General features: G+C 71.9%; 2 protein-coding genes and 1 pseudogene. 2 read left to right on the top strand and 1 reads right to left on the bottom strand.

The window, feature by feature from the left end; all coding sequences use genetic code 11:
* Positions 1-301 (bottom strand): annotated as a pseudogene (locus L7D48_RS16340) (hypothetical protein); the annotation flags it as partial.
* A 738-nt stretch (positions 302-1,039) separates the two neighbouring features.
* Here L7D48_RS16340 and L7D48_RS16345 point away from each other — a divergent pair.
* On the top strand, positions 1,040-1,996 hold the full coding sequence (locus tag L7D48_RS16345) for a diiron oxygenase (RefSeq protein ID WP_237880182.1): 957 nt from the start codon (positions 1,040-1,042) through the stop codon (positions 1,994-1,996).
* Positions 1,997-2,014: 18 nt separating this feature from the next.
* The coding region (locus L7D48_RS16350) for an FAD-dependent oxidoreductase (RefSeq protein ID WP_237880194.1) at positions 2,015-3,147 on the top strand (1,133 nt) is incomplete at its 3' end.

Here is a 3,147-nt window from a genome sequence, read left to right on the forward strand (position 1 = left end):
CGGGGGAGCGGTGGGCGTGCGGGTCTTCTCCACCTCGGGCCGCGAGGTCGACCTGGAGACGGGCGACCCGGTCCTCGGAGTGCCGGCTTCGCCAGGAGCGCTCCCGGTCGTTGGAGGAACGATTCTGCCAGGAGCGGTCCCGGTCATCGTACGAACGGTTCTGCCACGAGTGGGAGCGGTCGTCGGCGGTCGTCGGCCGGTCCATGCACGCCAGGGCCGCGGTGGGCACTCCCAGGACGGTCACGGCGATGGCCGCGACGGATATCTTCCGGTAGCGCCCCGTTCTGCGGTGCTTGCTCATATGTGACCCCAATCGTCGGATCGCGGATCCCCCCGGGACATGGACGACCCGCACGGAACCCACCTCTGAGCTGTGGAAACGCGGTGCGGGCCGTCATTGTCGGGAGCGCTCGGCCGACGGGGCAACGCGCCTTGGTACTACGCCGCCTCGTAGGTCCCCGCGCCTCTTGCGGGCCGCACGGGACCGTGCCGGGGCGGGCGCCGGGGCGAGTGGTGGCGCCGTGTCGTCCCGTCAGGAGCCGCCCTCTGCCGCCGTGCACGGAGGAGGGCGCGGAGCGGGGCGGGGCCCGTCGGACCGGGCGCACGGTATGACCGTTTCGAGCGGGACGGACCTCTATGTCCACCGGGTGCCGTCTACTATCCGGCAGGCGTAGTACCGATAAGGGCTGTGACGGATGTCACGGAACCGGTGGGTGTCCGCACCGCGCACTGCGCGCCGCCGAGGGTGCGCGGACCGGCGGGGAGGGGCTGGTCGAGGCGGTCCGCGAGGCCCTGCGCACCGCGGTCCGCGGTCTGCGGGTCTGACCGGCGCCGTGCGCGGGCGTGTCGCTTTCTCCGGTCGGCCATCGGAAGTGTTACCAGGGGTAGCATGCGTGGCACCCCTTGATTTACATTCTGTCTAACAAGCCTGGCGGGCGTCTTCGGCAGGCCGCGGGACGCGGAAGCGGACCGGCGGCACCGCGGCCGCCCCGGCGCAGCGGGCGGACAGGGAACGTCGCACACGGTTCGAGGAGCGCACATGGCGAGCAGCACCGGCATCGTCCGACCGGCGGGACGGCCGACGGGACCACAGGCGGAACAACCGGCGGAACACGACCGGCACGACGAGCAGGACGTCGCCCGCCGGCTGCTCGACTCGGCGGCGAGGCTGGCCTACGACCCGGCCGTCGAGGTGGACTGGGAGACGCCGCTGGACAAGGACTTCCACGGAGCCAGCCCCGAGTGGAGCACCCTCTACGGCACCCCGTACTGGGACGAGCTGACCGAGGAGCAGCGCAAGGAGCTGACGCGGCAGGAGGCCGCCTCGGTGGCCAGCACCGGCATCTGGTTCGAGATGATCCTCCAGCAGATGGTGCTGCGCGACATCTACTCCAAGGACCCGACCAGCGCCGAGTTCCAGTGGGCGCTGACCGAGATCGCCGAGGAGTGCCGGCACTCGATCATGTTCGCCCGCGGGGCCCGGAAACTGGGCGCCCCGCCCTACCGTCCGCACCGGTTCGCCTTCGAACTCGGCCGGGCTTTTAAAACGCTGGCGTTCGGCGAGGCGGCGTACGCGGCGATCCTGGTCGCCGAGGAGGTCCTCGACGTCATGCAGCGCGACTGGATGCGCGACGAGCGGGTCGTGCCGTTCGTCCGCACCATCAACAACATCCATGTCGTCGAGGAGTCCCGGCACATGAAGTTCGCCCGCGACGAGACGCGCAAGCGCCTGGCGGGCGCCGGCCGGCTGCGCCGCCGGATCCATGCCCTGGTGATCGCGATCGCGGCCTACGTCATCGTCACCAGCATGGTGAACCGCGAGGTGTACGCCAACGCCGGGCTCGACGAGAAGCGCGCGGTGCGGGAGGCGAGGACCAACGAGCACCACAAGGCGATGATGCGCTCCAGCTGCTCGGGCCTGATGGACTTCCTCGCCTCCGCCGGCCTGCTGACGAAGCCGGCGCTGGTGTTCTACAAGCGCGCCAACCTCATCTGAGACCGGACGGGCCGCGACATGACCCACGTCATCACCCAGAACTGCTGCGCCGACGCCACCTGCGTCGCCGTCTGCCCGGTCAACTGCATCCACCCGACCCCGCAGGAGAGGGACTTCGGCAGCACGGAGATGCTGTACGTCGACCCCGGGGCGTGCATCGACTGCGGCGCCTGCGCGGACGCCTGCCCGGTGGACGCGATCATTCCGGAGGACCGGCTGTCGGGAGCGCAGCGGGAGTACGCCGCCGTCAACGCGGCGTACTTCGAAGACCGCGCTGATGCCGAAGACCGCGCGGACGGCGGCTCCGGCTCTGAACCCGCCGACCACGGGCCGAACTTCCACGCCTGGGGCAGGCCGGCGTTCGAGCGCGTCCTGCCCTCCGACTTCCCACCGCTGCGGATCGCGGTGGTCGGCACCGGCCCGGCCGGTATGTACGCCGCCGAGGACCTGCTGCTCCACACGGGCGCCGAGGTGACCCTCGTCGACCGGATGCCGGTGGCCGGCGGCCTCGTGCGCTACGGGGTGGCCCCCGACCACCCCGGGACCAAGGGGGTCGGGGACACCTTCGCGCGGCTGTACGCGCACCCGCGGGTCCGGATGTACCTGGGCCTGGAGGTGGGCGCCGACGTCACCGCGCGGGAACTGGCCGCACACCACGACGCGGTCGTCTACGCCGTCGGGGCCCGCGCCGGCCGCCGCCTGGGGATCCCGGGCGAGGACCTGCCCGGGAGCATCTCCGCGACCACGCTGGTGGCCTGGTACAACGCCCATCCGGAGACGGCCCCGGACGCCGTCGATCCGTCCGCGGAGCGGGTGGTCGTGGTCGGCAACGGCAACGTCGCCCTCGACGCCGCCCGGATCCTGACGGCCGATCCGGAGGAGCTGGCCGGTACCGACATCGCCGCCCACGCGCTCGGCGCGCTGCGCGCCGGAAAGGTGCGGGAGGTGGTCCTCCTCGGACGCCGGGGCCCGGAGGAGGCGGCGTACACCAGGCCGGAGTTGCTGGCCCTGAAGCATCTGCCGGGTGTGGAACTGGTCGTGGACGACCACGACCCCCGCGTCGCCGGGAGCATCGACTCGGCCGGTCCGGGGGACAAGGCGGCCGTACTGCGGGACGTCTCCCGGCAGGCGGTCAACTGGTCCCTCCCGCC

It is taken from the genome of Streptomyces sp. ICN903 (assembly GCF_022015835.1).
Lineage (GTDB): Bacteria > Actinomycetota > Actinomycetes > Streptomycetales > Streptomycetaceae > Streptomyces > Streptomyces fenghuangensis.

What these genes read in the sequence shown, in the direction of transcription:
- L7D48_RS16345 (WP_237880182.1), top strand. Translation starts at nt 1,040, where the DNA reads ATGGCGAGCAGCACCGGCATCGTCCGACCGGCGGGACGGCCGACGGGA.